14 protein-coding genes and 4 pseudogenes are annotated in these 19,794 nt (G+C 71.0%); 7 read left to right on the top strand and 11 right to left on the bottom strand.

Going from position 1 to position 19,794, the window contains the following annotated elements; genetic code table 11:
* Positions 1–3 precede the first annotated feature (3 nt).
* The 4 genes from JHY01_RS27415 to JHY01_RS18480 all read right to left on the bottom strand — a co-directional run bounded on the left by JHY01_RS27415 (position 4) and on the right by JHY01_RS18480 (position 7,477).
* Positions 4–1,962, bottom strand: a complete 1,959-nt coding sequence (locus tag JHY01_RS27415; protein ID WP_275889819.1) for an SDR family NAD(P)-dependent oxidoreductase — start codon at positions 1,960–1,962, stop codon at positions 4–6.
* A 48-nt stretch (positions 1,963–2,010) separates the two neighbouring features.
* On the bottom strand, positions 2,011–3,303 hold the full coding sequence (locus JHY01_RS18490; RefSeq protein ID WP_205327147.1) for an ABC transporter substrate-binding protein: 1,293 nt from the start codon (positions 3,301–3,303) through the stop codon (positions 2,011–2,013).
* A 122-nt stretch (positions 3,304–3,425) separates the two neighbouring features.
* Positions 3,426–5,180, bottom strand: a complete 1,755-nt coding sequence (locus JHY01_RS18485) for a DUF2264 domain-containing protein (protein ID WP_205327146.1) — start codon at positions 5,178–5,180, stop codon at positions 3,426–3,428.
* Positions 5,181–5,242: 62 nt separating this feature from the next.
* Positions 5,243–7,477: a carbohydrate-binding protein gene (locus tag JHY01_RS18480; protein WP_205327145.1), complete on the bottom strand. Its 2,235-nt coding sequence runs from the start codon at positions 7,475–7,477 to the stop codon at positions 5,243–5,245.
* A 185-nt stretch (positions 7,478–7,662) separates the two neighbouring features.
* On the opposite strand from JHY01_RS18480, the gene JHY01_RS18475 reads away from it, so the two are divergent.
* The gene (locus tag JHY01_RS18475) at positions 7,663–10,437 is read left to right on the top strand and encodes a hypothetical protein (RefSeq protein ID WP_205327144.1); all 2,775 of its coding nucleotides are present in this window, start codon (positions 7,663–7,665) and stop codon (positions 10,435–10,437) included.
* A gap of 76 nt (positions 10,438–10,513) precedes the next feature.
* On the opposite strand, the gene JHY01_RS18470 is transcribed toward JHY01_RS18475, so the two are convergent.
* Positions 10,514–11,452, bottom strand: a complete 939-nt coding sequence (locus JHY01_RS18470; RefSeq protein WP_205327143.1) for a YafY family protein — start codon at positions 11,450–11,452, stop codon at positions 10,514–10,516.
* An 82-nt stretch (positions 11,453–11,534) separates the two neighbouring features.
* Here JHY01_RS18470 and JHY01_RS18465 point away from each other — a divergent pair, with 82 nt between their 5' ends.
* Positions 11,535–11,906, top strand: coding sequence for a VOC family protein (locus tag JHY01_RS18465; protein WP_205327142.1), 372 nt, complete (start codon positions 11,535–11,537; stop codon positions 11,904–11,906).
* Positions 11,907–12,117: 211 nt separating this feature from the next.
* Here JHY01_RS18465 and JHY01_RS18460 read toward each other — a convergent pair whose 3' ends face one another.
* The 3 genes from JHY01_RS18460 to JHY01_RS18450 all read right to left on the bottom strand — a co-directional run bounded on the left by JHY01_RS18460 (position 12,118) and on the right by JHY01_RS18450 (position 13,363).
* Positions 12,118–12,714, bottom strand: a complete 597-nt coding sequence (locus tag JHY01_RS18460; RefSeq protein ID WP_205327141.1) for a DUF2017 domain-containing protein — start codon at positions 12,712–12,714, stop codon at positions 12,118–12,120.
* The gene (gene clpS, locus JHY01_RS18455; protein ID WP_240192963.1) at positions 12,714–13,016 is read right to left on the bottom strand and encodes an ATP-dependent Clp protease adapter ClpS; all 303 of its coding nucleotides are present in this window, start codon (positions 13,014–13,016) and stop codon (positions 12,714–12,716) included. The genes JHY01_RS18460 and clpS overlap by 1 nt, the downstream gene beginning before the upstream one ends.
* 125 nt (positions 13,017–13,141) lie before the next feature.
* The gene (locus JHY01_RS18450) at positions 13,142–13,363 is read right to left on the bottom strand and encodes a YHS domain-containing protein (RefSeq protein WP_205327140.1); all 222 of its coding nucleotides are present in this window, start codon (positions 13,361–13,363) and stop codon (positions 13,142–13,144) included.
* 294 nt (positions 13,364–13,657) lie between these two features.
* Here JHY01_RS18450 and JHY01_RS18445 point away from each other — a divergent pair.
* Positions 13,658–15,078, top strand: a pseudogene (locus tag JHY01_RS18445) (MFS transporter).
* A 48-nt stretch (positions 15,079–15,126) separates the two neighbouring features.
* Here JHY01_RS18445 and JHY01_RS18440 read toward each other — a convergent pair.
* Positions 15,127–15,870: an SDR family oxidoreductase gene (locus tag JHY01_RS18440; RefSeq protein WP_205327139.1), complete on the bottom strand. Its 744-nt coding sequence runs from the start codon at positions 15,868–15,870 to the stop codon at positions 15,127–15,129.
* Between the two features lie 126 nt (positions 15,871–15,996).
* Here JHY01_RS18440 and JHY01_RS18435 point away from each other — a divergent pair, with 126 nt between their 5' ends.
* Entirely contained in the window at positions 15,997–16,827 is an 831-nt protein-coding gene (locus JHY01_RS18435) for a helix-turn-helix domain-containing protein (protein ID WP_205327138.1), read from the top strand.
* Positions 16,824–17,621 (top strand): aminoglycoside 3-N-acetyltransferase, encoded by a 798-nt coding sequence (aac(3), locus tag JHY01_RS18430; protein ID WP_205327137.1) that lies wholly within the window; start codon positions 16,824–16,826, stop codon positions 17,619–17,621. Before JHY01_RS18435 ends, aac(3) begins: the two co-directional genes overlap by 4 nt.
* Positions 17,622–17,701: 80 nt before the next feature.
* Here aac(3) and JHY01_RS26820 read toward each other — a convergent pair.
* Positions 17,702–18,043: pseudogene (locus JHY01_RS26820) on the bottom strand (ABC transporter ATP-binding protein); the annotation flags it as partial.
* A 52-nt stretch (positions 18,044–18,095) separates the two neighbouring features.
* Positions 18,096–18,431 (bottom strand): annotated as a pseudogene (locus JHY01_RS28165) (ATP-binding cassette domain-containing protein); the annotation flags it as partial.
* A gap of 142 nt (positions 18,432–18,573) precedes the next feature.
* Between JHY01_RS28165 and JHY01_RS18420 the strand changes: the two are divergent.
* Together JHY01_RS18420 and JHY01_RS18415 are read left to right on the top strand one after the other, a co-directional pair.
* Positions 18,574–19,056, top strand: a pseudogene (locus JHY01_RS18420) (ABC transporter substrate-binding protein); the annotation flags it as partial.
* Complete coding sequence (locus JHY01_RS18415) at positions 19,053–19,721, top strand: ABC transporter ATP-binding protein (protein ID WP_205327136.1); 669 nt, start codon at positions 19,053–19,055, stop codon at positions 19,719–19,721. The pseudogene JHY01_RS18420 and the gene JHY01_RS18415, both read left to right, overlap by 4 nt.
* The last annotated feature ends 73 nt before the right edge of the window (positions 19,722–19,794 follow it).

The raw sequence follows: 19,794 nt of genomic DNA, 5'->3' as shown, positions 1-19,794 counted from the left end.
CGGCTACCGCGTGACGAGGGGCTGTACGGAGCCGCGGAGCACCAGGTGGGTGCCGAGGATCGTGTGCGGAGGCGGGCCGCCCTGGCGGGCGTGCTCCAGTGCGAGGCGCACGGCGGTGCGGCCGAGTTCCTCGTGCGGCTGGTAGACCGTGGTCAGGTCGATGTCGGCGGCCGGAGGCAGGTCGTCGAAGCCGACCATCGAGATGTCCTCGGGCACGCGAAGACCGTGCTCGAGCAGGGCCTGCCTCGCGCCCGCCGCGATCTGGTCGTTGCCGGAGAAGACCGCGGTGTAGTCCGGCGGCCCGGCGGCCAGGCGCTCCTTCATCATCCGGTAGCCCTCGAAGCGCTCGAACGTGCCGTCGACTTCGAGCCCCGGGTCGTGCTCGGCGCCGTAGGCCGCGAGCGCCTTGCGGTAGCCCTCGATCCGGGCGTCGGCGGTCGTGTACCCGTCGCGTCTCCCGAGGTAGAGGATTCGCTTGTGGCCGTTGGAGAGCAGATGACCGGTGGCCGCGAAGGCGCCGCCGGTGTTGTCGTATTCGACGACCACCGCGGGCACGTCCGGGCCGAGCGGGGGCCTGCCGCAGAGCACGAGGCGCGAGCCGATCGCCGCGAGCGCGTGCGCGTAGCGGCTCATCCTGGCCCGGTACTCGGCGTCGGCGTTCACGTTGCCGACGAGGATCACGGCTTCGGGGTGCTGCTCGCGCATGAACTGGACCATCGCGAGCTCACGCTCGGCGTCGCCGCCCGTGGTGCCGATCTGGCAGAGGCGGCTGTCCTCGGCGGCCTGGGTCTGGACCCCTTGGGCCACATGGGCGTAGTGCGGGGAGATCACCGAGTTGACGATGATGGCGATGCTCTTGCGGGTGGTCCCCTGGAGGGCGCGGGCGTGGTGGTTGGCGACGTAGTCGAGCTCTTCGACGGCGCGCATGACCTTGCTGCGGGTGGCGGGGGCGGCGGGATAGGTGCCCGAGAGGATGCGCGAGACGGTGGCGACCGAGACGCCGGCCCGTTCGGCCACCTCGCGGATGGTGGTGTGGCGAGTTCCGTCACCCGAAGCATTCGCTTTGCGCGCCAAAGAATTCACCCCGGTTAAAGTCTTTCGAGAACGGTTACTGAAACTATGATTCCCGCTCAGCAGGGGTGTGTCAAGCTCCGGGCTGGAACCGCGGGGCGGAAGCCGGGTCCCGCACCGCCAGGGAGCGCCTGCCGGTCCCGCATGTATGCGGAGGATCAGGCGCATCGGCAGGAGGCGGCTGAGGGCCGCGATGGTCTTGTTCTGCCAGCCGGGAATGCTCACGGCCTTGCCTTTGCGCCAGTCGCGCAGTGCCGCTTTGACCAGGGCGTCGGCCTCCAGCCACAGGAAGCCCGGGATCCCGGCCATGTTCATGCCGGCGCTGTCGTGGAACTCGGTGCGGGTGAAACCCGGGCAGAGCACGGTGACGCGGACGCCGCTCGGTCGCGCCTTGGTGAAGGCGGACTGGCTGAAGTTGACGACCCATGCTTTCGAGGCCGAATACGTGGAGCTGGGAAAGAATCCGAGGACCGAACCAAGGTTGACGATGCCGCCGCGGCCGCGCTCGATCATGCCCGGCAGCGCGGCGAGCGTGCGGCGCAGGACGGCGTCCACGTGCGGTTTCGACATCGCGAGCTCGGCCGCCGCGGGGGTGTCGAGGAACTCGGTGGATGGCCGAATCCGGCGTTGTTCACCAGCAGGTCGACGCCTTCGCGGCAGCGCTGCTCGACCCGAACGAGGTCCGCTTCGACGGTGAGGTCGGCGGTGAGGACTTCGGTGTCCGCGTCGATGGTGCCTGCGATCCGTTGCAGCCCTTCGGCATTGCGGTCCACCAGGACGAGCCGGTAGCCCTCCTGCGCGAGCGCCCTGGCGAAGGCCGCGCCGATGCCGGCCGCTCCGCCGGTGATGAGAGCGGTCGGCGGGGAGGGTGACTGCATCGGCCGGGTCCATCGATGCGGATGGGGAGCGGCCTGAGGCCGCTCCCCCGCCGGGGTGGCGCTATTGCTCGCTCTGGAACAGGGTCTCGGCCTCGGTGAAGAAGAGGTCGGCGGCCTGGGCCGGGTTCATCTCGCCGTACTGGACCTGGCCGTAGATCTCGGTGAACTTGGCTTCGATGGCGCCGGCCGCGGCCGGGGGCACCACCGGGGCGTCGATGAGGTACTGCTGGACGCCGGCCTCGTAGTCGAGCACGACCTGCGAGGCCTCGTCGATCTCGACGCTCTCGAGACCGGTCGTGGTCGAGGGGATGCCGCGGTTCGTGCCGAGGATCGCGGCGGCCTCCGGGTCGGAGAGCATGTACTCGATGAGCTTGGCGCTCGCCTCGGGCGCCTCCGAGTTCGCGGCGATCACGAACTGCACGGACGGCCGCAGGTGGAGGGCGAGGTTCTGGGGGTCGGCGGAGGGCGGCGGGGCGAGCGCGAGAGTGCCGCCGCCGTCGACGACCGACTGCCAGTAGCCGCTCATCGCGGTGTCCCAGCGGAGCTCGGTCGCCATCACGCCGCCCGCCACGCCGGGGGCGGTGGCTTCGGCGGCGACCTCGGGCGGGGGCATCGCACCCGACGCCACGAGCGCGGTGGTCGAGGACCACCATTCGACGAGCTGCTCCTTGGTGAAGGCCAGGCTCGCGGCGTCGTCGGCGTAGAAGGCCGCGCCCTGCTGCCGCAGCCACAGCTCCATGAGCAGGTAGGAGCTGGCCCAGTCGCTGCCGCCCCACCTGCCCTCGCCGAGCGCGGCGGTCACCTGCGCGATGAGGTCGCCGTAGTCCTCCCAGGAGTACCCGGCCTCGGGGACGGCGATGCCGTGCTCCGCGAACCAGTCGGGTCGGTAGATGAGGCCGAACATGTTGCTGCCGACCGGGACGGCGACGAGCTCGCCGTCCAGTTCGGCGGTGTCGAGCACGCCGTCGCGGAAGTCGTCGGTCGCCACCACGCCGTCGAGGGGCAGCAGCATCCCGGTGTCGCCGAACTGGCGCAGGCGCGGGTAGTCCATCTGGAACACGTCGGGGAGGTCGCGCGAGGCCATGCGGCCGGTCAGGCTCTCCCAGTAGGCGGGGTAGTCGGCGAAGCTGGTGCGGACCGTGATGCCCTCGTTCTTCTGCATGAAGAGATCGACAGCCTGCTTGGTGACCTCGGCGCGGGCTTCGTCGCCCCACCATTCGAAACCGATCTCGACCGGGTCGTCGGCGGTCCCGGCCGGGCCGTCGTCGCCGCACGCGGCCGTCGCGCCGAGCGCAGCGGCGGCGGTCGCCCCGGCGAGCAGACTCCGGCGGCGGAGGGGATTGTGGATCGACATTGATGCACTCCTTCTGGTGTGAGGGGAGGGGATTGAGCGGAGAAGCGGGTGGGGATGGCATCCAGGTTGTTAAATCGTTTTAACTTTCGATGTGTCACCTTAGAGCGCGCTTTCCAACGCTGTCAAGGCGCTTCAGCGAGGATGCAGTCCCGTCCGGCGAAGACCCTGGTGCGGAACACGTGTCGGCCGGGTTCGATCACCCCCGTGAGCACGGGGAGCACGGTGGCGGGCCAGTAGAGGTGGGTGCCGGGCATCGGCTCGATCAGACCGACGCGGCGGCCGCCGCTGCCGTCGGCGGCGCTGTTGCCGAGAGCGCCGTTGTTGAGGGCACCGTCGACGAGTTCGCTGCGGATCCCCTGGGAGACCACGGCGATGCGGTCGTTGGCCACTGCGGCCTCATGGCCGTCGCGCGGGACGCACCAGCCGCCTTCGCCGGTGTGGAGCGTCCGGCCCGTGTCGATCACGTGCGTGCGGGTGTGCCAGCCGTCGGTGCCGGCCTCCAATGTGGTGGTGACCGTGACGTCCGCCCAGGGCCGCCAAGTGATCGTGACGGTCCCGTCGTCCTTGACGACGCCGTCGTCGGAGTCCTCTCGGCCGCGCCAGTGGCGGCCGTCCTCCGAGAACACCAGTGCCCCGTCGGGTGCGGCGGCTTCGAGACCGGGGCCGTCCACCGAGTGCGAGAACCCCGCGAGCGTCGAGTACGCGAGCCTGCCGTAGGTGTCCTTGCCGCCGCGCATCATCGGCCGCCAGGCCTGCCCGTTCAGGCGGGTCACGTGGCCGCCGATGTCGCGCACGTGGATCGCGCGAGCGGGCGGGTACGGCTCGACGACAGGACCGGGCGGTGCGGGCTCGGCGGTCCAGAACGGGTGGCCGGGTCCGGCGAGCAGCCCGGTGAAGACCTTGGTGGCCCACCACGGGGAACCGGCGGTGAGGTACTGCTCGACCAGGGCGTCGTTCGGGTAGCCGTAGCCGACGCTGAGGCGCCCGTCCGGTTCCAGGATCGGCTTGTCCCACCACCACTGGAGATGGCGGCGGCTGAACCCCGCCGCCTCGGCCCAGGGCACGGCCTCCACGTCGGCCGCGGCCAGGGCGCCCCACAGGGAGCCCTGCGCGAAGCGGTAGCCGAGACTCCGCCCATAGGGGACGGCAGCGCCGTCGGCGGCGAACCAGGACCGGAAGCGCCTGGCGAAGGCCGCGGCGGGTTCGACGAAGCGGTCGTCGCCCGAGATGCGGTGATGAAGGAGCCCGTAGGTGTGGAAGGCGAACGGGTTGTAGTAGTCGACCCGGTTGCCGGGGCCGTCCTCGTACACGCCGTCGCCGAGGTGGAACTCCCCCAGGCGCTGCAGATGCGCGTCCGCGATCGCCGTGTCGCGTCCGACGCCGATGGCGTCGAGCCCGTGCCCGGCGAGGACGGGGAAGAACCGCCAGTTGCTGTCGATGACCTCGGCTCCATAGGCCTGGGCGAGCCACGCGGCGACCCTGTCTTTGACCTTCGGAGCCAATGGGTCCCACAGCCGCTCGGGAGCGAGGACGAGGGCCTGGCCGAGGGCGGCGGATTCGACGCAGCGCTGGTTGCGGGGGCCGACGTCGCCGACGTACCAGGCGTCGTCGCGATCGAGGGCGCGGGCGAGCGTGGCGGCGAGGCGACCCCAGAGGTCCTGGGGCACGGCGTCTTTCGCGGGGGCGAGGCCCCAGAGCGGGCGGGTGAGCAGTTCGAACCAGTTCTCCTCGTGGGAGTGGTTCGACATGGTCACCGGCATCTCGTCCGGTCCCTTGGCCGCCAGTTCGACGGCGGGGCGGCTGATCGCGACCGCGGCGGCCTGCCAGCCGGCGCGGGTCGGATCGAGCGGGCCGAACGCCCGCAGAGGAGAGGTCACAGTGGCAAGGCTTTCAGGTCGGGGCCGCCGCCCGCTCGTGGCGGACGGCGGCCGTATTTCGGCTAATAGGTGATGTCGGGCCTGGGCGGCGCGCTCATGCCCGCTCCCAGGAAGTAGTCGACGTGGTGGGATTGCATGTAGCCCTTGACGGTCATGTCGTTCCGGTAGGCCGGGTTGTGCGCCAGGGTGTACAGCCGGATGTCGCTCGGCCGATCGGTGGTGTAGATGATCAGCTGGTCGTACCTGCTGTTGGGCAGCACGACCTCCTCGCGCCAGTCGCCGAAGACGTCGGCGAGCAGGGTGGGCTGGCTGCGCGGTCCGAGGACCCCGCCGTAGTTGCCGGTATGCTCCAGCCGCGGCACGCTGCTGGTCGACGTCGGATTGTTCGGATCCCACTTCTCGATCTTGCCGCTGTTGAACAGCTCCATCGTGATGTCGCCGTCCCACCACAGGCCCATCTGGGGCCACGGCTGCAGACTGCTGTCGGGCTCGGCCAGCCGGTTCGTCGCGGCGTTGTAGAGGCCGTCGAACGACCAGACCTCCATGCCGGGATGCCGCGGGTCGATGTCGCCGGCCATGCCGCGGCCGACGTCGGCGGTGCCGCTGCGCGTGTGCTTCCAGATCATCTGGCCGGTCGCCGCGGCGTAGTAGTACTCGCGCAGCCCGCCGGAGTGGTCCTGCTGCACGCCGTAGCCTTCCAGGCCCGGCCTGCTCGGATCGATGTCGGCGATGTGGAAACGGTCGCCGTGGATGATGCCCTGGCTGCCCAGAGAGTATTTCAAGGTCCCGTCGCCGTTGAGGACGAACCCGATCTCGACGAACTCGTCGGTGCCGTTCCCGTCGACGTCGAGGCAGCGGCTGTTGTGCCCGTCCGGGTGATTCCCGTTGCCGCGCAGCCACTTCCACTGCATGTTGACATTGCCGCCGTCGAAGCTCCAGGCGGTGACCATGAGGTTGAACCCGCCGTTGCCGATCCGGTTCTTCATGTACGCGACCAGGCTCGGCGTCTTCCCGTCGAGGTGGCAGGCGGCGAACCGGGCGTACATCGGGCCGTCGGAGAGGTAGTCGGTCGGCACCTTCGCCGAGGAGCGGAGCGCCCCGGTCCTTCCGTCGAGGACGGCGATGAACTGCTCGGTGTCGTTGGAGTGGTTGAACCTGGCGCCGTTGCCGAAGGTCACGCCGTTGGCGATCCTGACCGCGACCTCGGCTCGGCCGTCGCTGTCGAAGTCGTAGACGGTGACGCCGTCGTTGTGGCCGACGTCGATGGTGGACGAGCCGCCCTCGATGTTGTTCTGGTTCGTGCTGTTGTGCCCCATGTTGACTTCCCAGAGGAAGACGCCCTTGCTGGAGTAGGCCTCGATCTTCTGCGGGGAGGTCTGGCGGTCGACCACGTAGTCGTAGGCGCCGTCGCCGTCGAGGTCGCCGACCCAGGTGAAGTTGATCGGGCCGCCGGCCCGCAGCGGGATGCGGACGGCCGGTTCGTCGGCGTGGTTGGCCGTCAGCGTGAACCCGGGGCTCCGCTCCTGCTCGACACCGCCGACGACCGGGGCGACCCGGTAGGTGTTCGACTGGGAGAGGTTCGCGGCGCGGTCGAGGTAGTTGGTGCCGCCGGTCAGGGGACTCGAGTTGAGCTTGACCTCGCTGCCGCCGCCGGCCGACCGGTAGACGTTGAAGCCGATGCCGTCGGGGTCGAGTCCCAGCAGCCGCCAGCTGACCAGGACGTTGCCGCCGTTCCTCACGGCCACGACGCCCCGGTCGAGGTCCTCCATCGGACGGTCGCCCTGCGCCGGATCGCCGCCCGTCGAGACGTCGAGGTAATCGATGTTGGCGAGGCCGGACGCGGTGGTGGCGACGAGCCGCACGGTGTTGGAGCCGGCGTTCACCGGCACGGTGACGGTGGTGCGGGACCACGCGTTCCATGCCCCGGTGTCGGCGAACCCGACCGCGGACCGCGCCGTCGAGCCGTTGACCTGGACGTCGGCGGGGCGGGTGTCGCCGCCGCCGTTGGCGTAGCCGATCACGAGGGTCGCGGCACCCGCCTGCGGTGCGTTGAAGGTGAAGGCGACCGCCGAACCGATGGCGTTGGGGGTGTTGCAGAACCCGGATCCGGAGTACCCGGAGTGATTGGTGTCGACGGTGCCGTCGCAGACGGCGGGCGAGCGCTCCGCCTCGTACCTGCCGTCCTGGGCGTGCGAGGTCGTGGTGCTCGCGACGAGGCCCCCGACGAGGGCCAACAGGCCGACCGCGGCCCCGGCGACCCATCGACGCAGCGACCTGCCGCGTGTAAACGTTTCCATAATTGGTCCCATCATGCCGGTAGAACGAAATGCCGATGCACGCGGGCACGGCCGAATCCACGCTCGCACCCGAGTCGGCAGGCTGATCCGCAGCCAGTTGACTAGACATCGACGTGTGACTATATTAACCACTCCGAAGTTAAAACGGTTCAATCGAAGATGCTGAATTTTCCCTTGGAGGCACCATGACCGGCCTTGCACCGGCATCAGAACCACACTCGTCCGGCGACGCCCGGCCCGGCGTCAGCCGACGCGGCGTCCTCGCCACGTCCGCTGGAGTCGCGGCCGCCGCCGCGCTCTTCGAAGCCGCACCCGCCCACGCCCAGACCGACACCGCGGACGACGCGGGCCCCGCATCGGTCGAACTCCGCTGGCTCGAAGGCAGACCGGCCGAGTCCCCCGGATCGACCTGGGGCGTCCCCTGGGGACGGGGCCGGTTCCCCGAGGACCAGGCCTTCCGGCTCACCGCCGACGACGGCGCCACCGTGCCGGTGCAGACCTGGCCGCTCGCGTACTGGCCCGACGGCTCCCTCAAGTGGACCGCCCATGCGATCGGCCCGGCCGCCACCGCCGAGCGCTTCACCCTCGAAGCGGGCGAGCCCGCGGCGCCGGCGTTCCCCGTCACCGTCTCCGAGACCAGGAAGCACATCGACGTCGGCACCGGCGTGATCACCGCCCGGATCAACAAGTCCGGCACCGACCTCATCAAGCACATCAAGCGCGGCGACCGCACCCTCGTGACGAACGGGCACCTCGTCAACATCACCCAGGACGAGGCCCCCGACCCCGAGACCGGCTCGGTCAGCCGCGACCGCTACACCAGCGACATCGACGAGGTCGTCGTCGAGCAGGACGGGCCGGTGCGCGCCGTCGTCAAAGTCCACGGCACTCACCGCAAGTCGCGCGGCCGCACGTGGCTGCCCTTCACCGTGCGCCTGTACTTCTACGCGGGCGGCGAGTCCTTCCGCATGGTCCACACCTTCGTGTTCGACTCCGACGGCGAGGACGCCTTCATCGCCGGGCTCGGCGTGCGCTTCAAGGTGGCGATGACCGACCATCTCTACGACCGCCACGTGCGCTTCGTGGGCGAAGGCCACGGCCAGCTCACCGAGGCCGTCAAGGGCATCACGGGCCTGCGCCGCGACCCCGGCGCGAACGTGCGGGCCGCCCAGGTGGCGGGCCGGGCACTACCCGATCCCTCCACGTGGGACCAGCGGGTCACGAGCCGCCTCCACTGGATCCCCGACTGGGGCGACTACTCCCTCGCCCAGCTCAACAGCGAGGGCTTCGCGATCAAGAAGCGCACCAAGGAAGGCCACGGCTGGGTGCCCGTCGACCAGGGCCGCCGCGCCTCCGGGTTCGGGTACGTCGGCGGGCCCTCCGGCGGGTTCGGCTTCGGCATGAAGGACTTCTGGCAGCGCCACCCCACCGGCCTCGACATCCGCGGCGCCCACACCGAAGAGGCGACCGTGACCGTCTGGATGTGGTCCCCCGAGGCCCAGCCCATGGACACCCGCTTCTACCACGACGGGCTCGGCCAGGACACCTACCCGGAGCAGCTCGACGCCCTCGAGATCACCTACGAGGACTACGAACCCGGCTTCGGCACCCCCTACGGCGTCGCGCGCACCACCGAACTCCAGTTCTGGGTCACCGAGGCCACGCCCACGCACGAGCGGCTCGGCGCGATGGCCGACGTCGTGCGCGCCCAGCCGCAGGTCATCGCCCCCACCGAGCACATGAGCGCGGCCGGGGCCTTCGGCGGCCTCTTCGGACCCGTCGACCGGTCCCACCCGGTGCTGACCGAAGTGGAGGACTCGCTCGACTTCTTCTTCGACTATTACAGGGCGCAGCAGGACGAGCGGCACTGGTACGGCTTCTGGGACTACGGCGACGTCATGCACTCCCAGGACGGGGACCGGCGCGTCTGGAGGTACGACGTCGGCGGCTACGCCTGGGACAACTCCGAGATCTCGCCCGACCAGTGGCTGTGGCAGTACTACCTGCACACCACCGGCGCCGACGCCTTCCGATTCGCCGAGGCCATGACCCGCAAGACCGGCGAGGTCAACTGCTACCACATCGGCGAATGGGCGGGGCTCGGCACGAGGCACGGCGTCCAGCACTGGGGCGACTCCTCGAAGCAGGTGCGCGTCTCCAACGCCAACTACCGGCGCTACTTCTACTACCTCACCGCCGATGAACGCACCGGCGAGCAGCTGCACCTGCTCGCCGACTCCGAGAAGACCGCGCTCGTCCTCGACACCGCGCGCAAGATCCGCGGCCCCGAGGACGACTACGTGCCCGATCCGACCGCCCTCGACATCGGCTTCGGCACCAGCTGGGCGGCCCTCGTCGCCGCGTGGCTCACCGAATGGGAGCGCCGCGGCCCCGACTGGGAGGCGTGCCGGGAGAAGGTACTCGGCACCATGGAGACGATCGCGGAGCAGCCCAACGGGTTCGCCCAGGGATCGGCGAAGTACAACATGGAGACCCGCCGGTACGCCGTCGAGACGCAACCGGTGGTCGAACGGAGCAATCTCTCCAACTCGTTCGGCCGCATCGAGATCTGCGCCGAGCTGATCCAGCAGATCGACATGCCCGCGTTCGAAGCGGACTGGCTGCGCTACTCCCGCTTCTACACCGCCACTCGGGCGGAGCAGGAGGCCGAGTACGGCGGCCGGTTCGCCGACCTGTTCGTCTACTGCTACGCGCGCGCCAACGCGTTCGTCTACCAGCGCACCGGAGACGAATCCCAGGCGGAGCACGCCTGGCACCGGTTCCGGAACCCGCTCAAGAGCTGGGAGATCGCCCCGGACCCGGACCGGCGGGCCGAGACGACGGCGCAAACGCTCAATGCGTGCACGTGGTATCCCATCGCGACGAACGAGATCGCGCAGTGGGGCCAGGCCGCGGTCCAGATCCTCGCCATGGCCGCCGACTTCGTACCGGAGGAGTGATCGGGCGATCGACGCGGTCCTGAGCGGGGAACGCGGCGGCCTCGTTGGCAGTTCTCGAACCCTGGCGCCTCCGGGTTCACCGGTAGTGGTCGACGATCTGCTGTGCGAGTGCCTTGATGCGCTCGCGGGCTTCGGGTGGGCCGGTGACGGTGGCGGAGTCGGCGAAGGCCAGGAGCTGCCGTACGTCTTCGAGGACGCGGCAGCGCAGGACGCCCGGGGTGGTCCCGTCCGGTTCGGGCTCGCCGAGCGTCAGGCGCGAGCCGAGGATGCGCTGGGCCCGCTCCACTTGATGGCCCCGGAGGCGCAGGTGCACTTCGAGGTCGCCGTCGGTCTCCCAGCCGGAGGTCAGTTCGGCGGCGACCGCGGCGAGGCGCACGCCCGGGCGGAGGCGTCGTGCGGTGCGCAGCGGTTCCCACCGGTCGATCTTCAGCAGGTTGAGCAGCCGGGGTGCGCCCGCCTCGTCGGCGACGAGGTACCAGCGGCCGCCTTTCGCCAAGAGCCCGTAGGGGTCCACGGTCCGCCACCGCACCGGTCGGCCCGTCCGTTCGTAGCGGACCTTGAGCCGTACGCCGCGGCGCAGGTCGCCGATCAGTGCGGCGGGGGCGACCCCGGCGGGTTCGCGGCCGAACCACGGCCGGTTGTCGCTGACGACGAGGTCGCCGACGGCGATCAGGCCGTCGCCGGGGCGGGCTCCGGCGACTTTGCGGCGGGCGCGGTCGCTGACTGCCTCGACGCCGAGGCGGCGCCGCTGGTCGTCGTCGAGTCCGGTGAGCGCCAAGTGCTCGCGTTCGGGCGGCGTCAGGCGGCTCGTGTCGAGCGCGCCGCCGGGCAGCATCGAGACGCCGCCGTAACGGCCGCGGCGCGCGAGCACGGGGAAGCCGGCGTCCTGGAGCCAGCGCAGGTCGCGCATGACGGTCCGCTCGGACACACCGGTCTCTTCGGCGAGCGCGGCCACCGTCGTGTCCGGCCGCGACCGCAGCGCGAGGAGGAGGGAGAAGCACCTGTCGGGGGTCACGTCCCCATGTTCGCAGAGAACCTGACGGATCCCGTCAGGTTTCGCGCCTACGGTTGCGCCACCGACGGAAAGGAGGGCAGTCATGCCCGCACCGAACATCTTCATCGTCTATGTCGCCGACGCACCCGAGGCGGCCCGTTTCTACGGGGACCTGTTCGACATGAAGCCGGTCTTCGAGACGCCGACGTACGTTTCGTTCGACCTCGGCGGCGGCGTCAGCCTCTCGTTGTGGAGCCGCTCGGGCGTGGATCTCGCCGCGGTCCCGGTGCGCACCAGCGAGGTGTGCCTCGCCGTGGACCGAGAGGGCGCGCCCGCTTCGGTCGACGCGCTCTGCGAGGAGTGGCGTGGCAAGGGCGTGCGGATCGTCGACGAGCCGCGCGACGAGGGCTTCGGTCGCACGTTCGTGGCGGCCGATCCTGACGGCAACCTCATCCGGGTCGCGCCCGTCGACTGATCGCAGCGCGGCAGGGCGGCGGCACCGGGCCGCCGCCCTTGTCCTGCCCGCGTTCCGGAGGGCGATCCCTCGAGCAGCTCGACAGTCCGAGCCGAGCCGCGTCGGTTCGGGTGCACGACGACCGCGCTACGCGCCCCGAACCGGCCCCGCCGCAACCATCGAGGCACCGGTCGATGAGGGGCCTCCCCCTATGCCGGCCCGCCCGGCCTCCTCACCGCTGCAAAGGCCGCGTCATCGCTTCGACCAGCGTGTCCTGCAACGTGGTCAGCCAGCCGTAGGTCAGCACGAGCGGACCGCGCGGATCGTCGTCGTCGAGGTCCATCAGCTTTTCGAAGTCCTCGTCATCGGTGATCCCGAGCCGGGATGCGATCACGAGCCGCAGGTCGTTCAGGGCGCCGAGCCACTGGCGGCACTCGTCCGGCTCCAGATGCAGCCGCTCGCGCCGACGCCCTTCAGGGGCCAGCGCCTCCAGCGAGCGGATCACGGCCCGCGCGTCGTCGCGCTTGCGGGCGCGCAGGTCGTTCTCGGTGTAGCGGCGGAACTCGGCGGAGGCGGCCTGCGCGTCGCCGTCGGGGCCGAGATCGGTGTAGGCGTCGGGGAAGAGGCGGGCCAGCGCGGGGTCCTCGGGGGGTTCGGTGGGGCCTTTGCTGAAGGCCGAGGCGATGAGGTCCTCGGCGGTGCCGCCGGCGCTTTCACGGGCGTCGATGAGTTCGAGCATCTGCTCGGTGTAAGCGCGCAGGACGCCGGCTTCGATCGCATCGAAGGAGGCGGTCGCGCCGCCGTCCTCGGCGGTGAAGTAGCGGCCCATCAGCGGTCCTGCCGCAGCGTGGCCCAGAGGCCGTAGCCGTGCATGGCCTGCACGTCGCGTTCCATTTCCTCGCGGGTGCCGCTGGAGACGACCGCGCGGCCCTTGTGGTGGACGTCGAGCATCAGCTGGTTCGCCTTCGCCTCGGAGTAGCCGAAGTACGACTGGAAGACGTACGCGACGTAGCTCATCAGGTTGACCGGGTCGTTGTGCACGAGCGTGATCCATGGGACGTCGGGGTCGGCGACCTCGGACGGGGTCGCGGATCGCTCGGTCTCGACCGCCGCGGCGCATCGCACGGGCAGGACGGCGGGTGTTGTGGCTTGCACATGCCAATGCTGCCATCCGGGTCGGCGCGGGCGGCGCCTTGTCGCGGGATTGTCGGTTCGGCGACCCGGCCCCGCCGGTGCGGCGGGGCCGGGCGGGCGGGTCAGGCAGCGGTCGCGTACTTCGCGGGGTCGGCGTCGAAGGCGGGGCCGCAGCCGGCGCAGCAGAACCAGTAGCGCCGGCCTCCGTAGTCGCGGAAGAGGCCCGCGGCTTCGGCGTCGGACTTGACGACGAGGCTGCCGCGCATGACGGGGCATTCGGCGGTTTCGGTGCCGGCCTCGGTCGCGGTGTCGGTGTGGCAGCCGGAGGCTTCGGAGTTGCACATGGCGTGGTGCTCGCTTTCGTGGCGTCGGTTGGTCGTCGGCCGCGGCGCGTATCGCGGCCGCGGCCGCGGCCGCGGCAACCATTTATACCCCCCAGGGGTATTCACGTCAAGAGCCGACCGGGACTACCGGGGTGTCCAGGGTCACCGCCGATTGCGGCTTGATATACCCCCCGGGGGTATGTTAGAAATGGCGGGCGACCCACCCGGGCCGCCGCCGCTCCGCTTCCGGAGCGGTTCGCCCCCAACGGGTACAGTGCGCCCGCACTATACCCCCCACCGGTATTAGGAGCGGTCATGTCACCGACGTCCACACCTCCGGCACCGCGACGCTGGGTCGCGCTCGGACTCATCGCCCTCGCCCAGTTCATGGTCATCATGGACACGTCGATCATCGGCGTCGCCCTGCCGAAGATGCAGGCCGACCTCGGTTTCACCCCCGAGAACCTCTCGTGGGTCTTCAACGCCTACGTCGTCGTCTTCGGCGGCCTGCTGCTCCTCGGCGGCCGCCTCTCCGACCTCCTCGGCGCCCGCCGCGTCTTCAGTCTCGGCTGGATCGTCCTCGGACTCGGATCGCTCGCGGCCGGTCTCGCGGGCAACGCGGCCGTCGAGCTGGCGGGCCGCGCGGTGCAGGGCGTCGGCGCGGCCCTCATCGCGCCCTCGGCGCTCACGCTGCTCATGATGCTGTTCGGCGCCAACCCGAAAGAGCTGATGAAGGCCCCTTCGCGGTCTACGGAGCGGCCGCACCGGCGGGCGGCACCGCGGGCGTGTTCCTCGGCGGCGTCATCACCGAGTACGCCTCATGGCCCTGGGTGTTCCACATCAACCTCCCGATCGCCGTCCTGGCCGTGGCCGCCGCACCGGCGCTCCTGCCCGGCGGCGCGGGGACCCGCGGGTCGATCGACTGGATCGGCGCGGCGACCGCCACGTTCGGCCTCGGCGGTCTGGTCTTCGCGATCGTGCGGGCCCCTGAAGTCGGCTGGGCGTCGGCACAGACCTGGGGCGTCCTCATCGGAGCGGCGGCGCTGCTCGCCGTCTTCTTCACCGTGCAGGCCAAGCGCCGCGAGCCGCTCATGCCGCTCGCGATCTTCCGCTCGGCGAACCTGGGCGCGGCCAACCTCGCCCAGGCCCTGCTCGGGGCGGCGTGGATCCCCATGTGGTTCTTCCTGAACCTGTACCTGCAGCAGGTGCTCGGCTATTCGGCCTTCCCTTCGGGGGCGGCGCTGCTGCCGATGACCGCGCTCATCATGATCGGCATGGTCGTGCTCGCGCCGCGCCTGACGGCGAAGTTCGGCCCCAAGGCGATGATCGTCACCGGCCTGGTCCTGCTCGCGGCGGGCCTGGGATGGCTCTCGCTCGTCCGTCCTGACGGGACGTTCGCGGCCGACGTGCTCCCGGCCTCGCTCGTCGCCGCGCTCGGCATGTCGCTCGCGTTCATCCCGTCGCTGCAGATGGCCATCTCCAGCGCCGCACCCGAACAGGGCGGCCTGGCCTCGGGGATCGTGAACACGAGCTACCAGATCGGGTCCGCGCTCGGCCTCGCCGCCGTCACCGCCATCGCGGTCCCGCTCGGCGCCGACGAGCTCGGCGACCCGGTCGCGCTCACCGACGGCTACTCGGCCGCGTTCATCGCCGCCGCGGCCGTCGCGGTGCTGGCGATCATCGCGACCGCCGCCACGGTCCGCTCCCGCAGGCCGGACCTGGTGAAGGCCGCCTGAACGCCGCGGACCGAGAGGGGGAGGCGACACCGCCTCCCCCTCTCCGCGTCAGATCATCCCGCCGTTGGCCCGCAGGACCTGGCCGTTCACCCAATGGCCCTCCGGCGAGGCGAGGAACGCGGCCACCTCGGCGATGTCGCGCGGCTCCCCGAGCCGCTCCAGCGGATTCGCCTGCGCCAGTTGGGCGATGAGCTCCTCGCTCTTCCCTTCGAGGAAGAGGTCGGTCGCAGTAGGGCCGGGAGCGACCGTGTTGACGGTGACGTCCCTGCCGCGCATCTCCTTCGCGAGCACCATGGTCAGCGCCTCCACCGCGCCCTTGCTGGCGGCGTACGCGCCGTATGTCGGGAAGGACGTGCCGACCACGGAGGTCGAGAACAAGGTGATCGACCCGCCCGGGCGGACCCGGCGGGCCGCCTCGCGGGCGACCACGAACGTGCCGCGGATGTTCGTGCGGTGCAAGGCGTCCATCTGGTCCAGGTCGAGTTCCGCCACCGGCGCGAGGTACATCCGGCCCGCCGAGTGCACCACCGCGTCGACGCCGCCGAACCTGGTCTCGGCCTCCGAGAACATCCCGGCGACCGCCGTCTCGTCCGCCACGTCCGCCTGGAACGCCAGCGCGTCCGCTCCGGCCGCGATCGCCTCCTTCACCGCGGCGGCGGCCTCGTCGCGGTTGCCCGCGTATCCGACGACGATCGCGTGGCCCTGCTCGGCGAGGCGCCGCACGACCGCCCGGCCGATGCCGCGCGAACCGCCGGTGACGATGGCGGCACGGGTCCCGTTGTCGTTGCTCATGATCGCTCCTTAATTCGAGGTGTCGACGCCATCGTGACCGCGAACGCCGAGGTCATGGGCGGTAGCGCTTACCCCGGGGTCGGCAACCCCCGTCTCGGTGCGCGTCCGGGCGTGGATGATTGAGGGGTGGACGCCGCTGAACTCGCCGCTTTCCTCCGCTCGCGACGCGACCGGATCAGGCCCGCCGACGTCGGCCTGACCGGCGGGCCGCGCCGCCGCGTGCCGGGCCTGCGCCGCGAGGAGGTCGCGTTCCTCGCGAACGCCTCGATCGACTACTACATCGAGCTGGAGCGCGGCCGGGGCGTGCAGCCCTCGGGGCAGATGCTGCTGGCGCTCGCGCGGGCGCTGCGGCTCACCGGCGACGAACGCGACCACCTGTTCCACCTGGCCGGGCATCCGGCCCCGCCGCCGAGGGAGCCGTCCCGCCGCACCGACCCTTCGCTGCTGGCCCTGCTCGAACGCCTCGACGGCACTCCGGCACGGATCATGACCGACCTGCTCCAGCCGCTCGCGCAGAACCGGCTCGCCGCCGAGCTGCTCGGCGAGACGGACCCGGTCGGCGAACCCGGCTACACCGGCAGCATCGTCTACCGCTGGTTCACCGACCCGTCCGCGCGGGCGATCTATCCGGCCGAGGACCACGAGCGCCACGCCCAGTCCTTCGTGGCCGACATGCGTGCGACCACCGCCAGGCGGGCCCTCGCGGGCGGCGACCCCGAGGCGGAGAAGATGTGCGCGGACCTGCTCGACCGCAGCGAGGAGTTCGCGCGGCTGTGGCGGGCCCGGGACGTGGCGGTGCGCCGTTTCGACCGCAAGCGCCTCGTGCACCCGGCGATCGGCGTGATCGAACTCGAATGCCACCACCTCTTCACCGAGGACGGCGGCCAGCGCCTGCTGTGGCTCGCCCCGATCGAGGGCACCGACGCCGCCGAGCGGCTGGCTATGCTCGGCGGATGAACGCGCTGACGCGGTCGAGCCTGGCGGCCGACCTCCGCCGGATCGGCCTGGCCGAGGGCGACGCGGTGATGGTCCACGCGGCCTTCGGACGGGTGGGGCCGGTCCTGGGCGGCCCGGACGCGCTGGTCGACGCGATGTTCGACGTCATCGGCCCTGAGGGGACGGTCCTCAGCTACCAGGACTGGGAGTTGAGTGTGGACGTGTGGGACGAGCGCGGCCGCGTGGCCGGCGAGTTTCGCGAGCACGTGCCGCCCTACGATCCGGCGACGGCCCGGCCGGCGCGCGACCACGGCGTGCTCGCGGCGGTGATCGGGACACGTCCGGGCGTGCGCCGCAGCGGGAATCCGGGTGCGGCGGTCGCGGCCGTGGGCGCCCGCGCCGAAGAGTTCACAGTGGACCATCCGCTCGACTACGGCTACGGCGAGGGCTCCCCGTTCGAGCGGTTGGCCGCAGCGGGCGGGCGGGTGCTCATGGTCGGCGCGCCGCTCGACACGATGACGATCCTGCACCACGCCGAGCACCTCGCCGTCCTGCCCGGCAAGCGCCGCATACAGGTCGAGTACCCGCTCGCGACCCCGGAGGGCACGCGCTGGCGTCTGGTCGAGGAGTTCGACACGAGCGGGCCGGTCGTGTCCGGCCCGCCTGAGGACTACTTCCGGTTGATCGTGGAGGACTTCCTGGCGTCCGGTGCCGGTCGGCGCGGCGCGGTCGGCGAGGCGGACAGCGTGCTGGTCGATGCACCGGCCGTGGTGGCGTTCGCCGTCGACTGGCTCGAATCACGCTACGGGTGCTGACCCGCTCCCGCCATCTGGTGCGCCGGGAGTGGAGCGGGATCGCTTCCCCACCGGCTTGACGACGTTCTGATGCTGCTGCTTCATGATGCACCTCCTTTCAGCGGCAGCGCGACGGATGGCCGAGTCGGGTGCCCGGGGTCTTCGGCCCGGGCGAGCAGCGAACGGTACTCGGCGGTGCGCTCGAGCAGGTCCGGATGGGCGTCTTCGGCGGCGACCGCGCCGTCCTCGATGAGGATCACGCGGTCGGCGTGGCGGATGGTGGAGACGCGATGGGCGATCACGATCGTGGTGCGCCCGGCCTGGACCTCGGCGACCGCGCGGGCGAGGGCCTGCTCGCCGACGGCGTCGAGGTGCGCGGCGGCCTCGTCCATGATGAGGACGTCCGGTTCCCGCAGGAACGCCTGCGCGATGGCGAGCCGCTGGCGCTGCCCGACCGGACACGGTGGAGCCGTTCTCGCCGACCGTCTCGTCGAGCCCCTGGGGCCGCTCGCGCACCGTGTCGGCGAGCTGCGCGCTGTCGAGGGCCTTCCACATCGCCTCCTGGGAGGGGTCGGGGTCGGCGAGACGCAGGTTGGAGCGGATGGTCCCGCGGAACACGTAAGGGTGCTGGGAGATCAGGGCGATGCGTTCGCGGGTGTCCGCGAGGCGGATCGATCGGAGGTCCTCGCCGTCGAGGAGGATCCGTCCCGCGACCGGGTCCCAGAAGCGGACGAGCAGGTGCGCGATCGTCGTCTTGCCCGCACCGGAAGCGCCGACGAGGGCGACGTGCTCGCCGGGCGCGACGGCGAGATCGAGTCCTTTGAGGACCAGCGTGCCCGGCTCGTAGGCGAAGTCGACGGCTGGCGCTGCTGGACGCGGCCGGGGCGACCGACCGCATCATCGCCCGCTCCGGCGAGTTCAGTGCGCCGCTGCCCGAAGGGCTCCAGAACCCGCCGGACGAGCGTCGGTCTTCGCCGACATCGAGCGCTACGGCAAGGTCTTCGACACGCAGGACGCCGCGGCCGCGAGCATCGAGGGCCTCCAGACCGAACTGGCCGAGCTGGAGGCGAAGGCACCTGCCGAGACGCAGACGGCCGCGTCGGTCTACTACTGGTCCTCCTCGTCGAGCATGAGCGCCCACGGCGGGCTCAGCATGGCCGACGATCTGCTCGAACGCGCGGGCCTGGAGAACGTCTACGCCGCCGAGCAGTCGGCCTACTTCGAGGCGAACTTCGAGACCCTGCTCGACGCCGACCCGCAGGTGATCGTCCTCAGCTACGGCGGCTACGGCGAGAGCTTCGAGGACGCGAAGGCCCAGCTCCTGTCCGAACCGGGCGCCGCCGATCTCCAAGCAGTGCAGAGCGACCGGATCATCGGTGTGGGCGCCACCGACATGAACCCCGACCAGGGCGCGCTCCGCGGCCTCGCCACGCTCATCGAAGGGGCCGCCGCATGATCGAGACGAGCGGTCTGGCCGTCGTGTACGGCCCGACCGCCGCTCTCGGCGGGGTCGACCTCACGGCCGTCGACGGCCGGGTCACCGGCCTGGTCGGCCCCAACGGCAGCGGCAAGTCCACCATGCTCCGCGCCCTGCTCGGCGCGGTCCGCCGCGCCGGCGGCAGCGCAACAGTGGACGGTGATGATCTCGCCGCGCTGAAGCCGCGCGAGCGCGCGGAGCGCCTGGCCGCCGTCGCGCAGGAGGAGCACAGCGAGTTCCCCTTGACCGTATGGGAATCGGTGCTGCTGAGCCGTTCGGTCCACCGCGGTGGCTGGAGCTCCTACACCGATGACGACCGCCAGGCGGCGCGAGAGGCCATGCGGCAGAACGGCATCGACGACCTCGCCGACCGGCCGCTGGGCGGCCTCTCCGGTGGCGAGCGGCAGCGCGCCCTCATCGCCAGGGCCCTCGCCCAGGCCGCCACGCACCTGCTGCTCGACGAGCCCACGAACCACCTCGACGTGCGCTACCAGCACGAGATCCTGACGCTCGTCAACGGCCTCCCATTGTGCACGGTGACCGTGCTGCACGACCTCAACCTCGCGGCCCGGTACTGCGACACGCTCGTGCTCCTCGACGAGGGCCGCGTCGCGGCGGCGGGAGCGCCGGAGGAGGTGCAGTGACCGGAGACGATCGAGCCGGTGTACCGGATCGCGGTGAGCCGCATCGACATCGAAGGCGTGCCGCAGCTCCTCT

This window comes from Glycomyces sp. YM15, assembly GCF_016918015.1.
Taxonomy (GTDB): Bacteria; Actinomycetota; Actinomycetes; order Mycobacteriales; family Micromonosporaceae; genus Glycomyces.
This window is presented reverse-complemented; position numbering and strand designations above follow the sequence as displayed.